1 protein-coding gene is annotated in these 787 nt (G+C 50.8%); it reads left to right on the top strand.

The annotated features are described in order from the left end of the window. Positions 1-767 (top strand): hypothetical protein (locus ACTHUR_RS13335; RefSeq protein ID WP_440399007.1); only part of this gene is annotated, 767 nt, incomplete at its 5' end. Positions 768-787 lie beyond the last annotated feature (20 nt).

Raw genomic sequence — 787 nt, forward strand, 5'->3', positions numbered from 1 at the left:
CTTTTGCCTCTCCGGTTTGGCAACAAATGGGCATGCACCATGTCAACATTATCAGCGGCGAGTTTATCGGCATCCCAAAAGAGGAGGCTCAGCGGTTATGTGCGGATTTGTCGGCGTTTTATCAAGATAAAGATTGGCAATTCGAGCCGCTTTGCGAAAGTATGTGGCTGCTCAGTATGTCGAAGATTGAAGATTGGGGCGCGGAATGTGTTTTGGATGTGTGCGGGCAGCCGGAAATGGACGGTCAGGCACATGGCGAAGATGCGGTGTCTTGGTTGGCCATGCAGACGGAAATCCAAATGTTTCTCCACACGCATCCGATTAACCAAGCGCGTGAACAACAAGGCTTTCCGGAAATCAACGGTTTATGGCTGTGGAATGACGCGGACGGTACACAGTCTGCGGATATTGTCGCTTCAGACAGCGCATGGGCGCGTTTTTCAGATACGCCCAAAATCAATGCACCATACGATTTGAAGGCTTGGTTTGAGATGGTTCAAGAAACAGGCAGCACAGTTTCAGACGGCCTTATCTTTTTGGACGACTTGGTTTCCACCTTGCAGACAGGCGATGTTTGGGCATACAAAGATATTTTGGAAAGCTGGGAAACCCGTTGGTTTGCGCCTTTATTGGACGCACTCGCTTCAGGCCGTCTGAAAACCGTGTGCATTGCCACAGACGGCGAAAACGGCGGCACGCTGGAAATCGGCCGCCGTTCCAAATGGGCATTTTGGCGCAAAGCTAAACCGTTTAACGGATCGTGGTAAGCGGTTTTAAGCCTCCAACG

The sequence above is a fragment of the Neisseria sp. P0021.S007 genome (assembly GCF_051956855.1).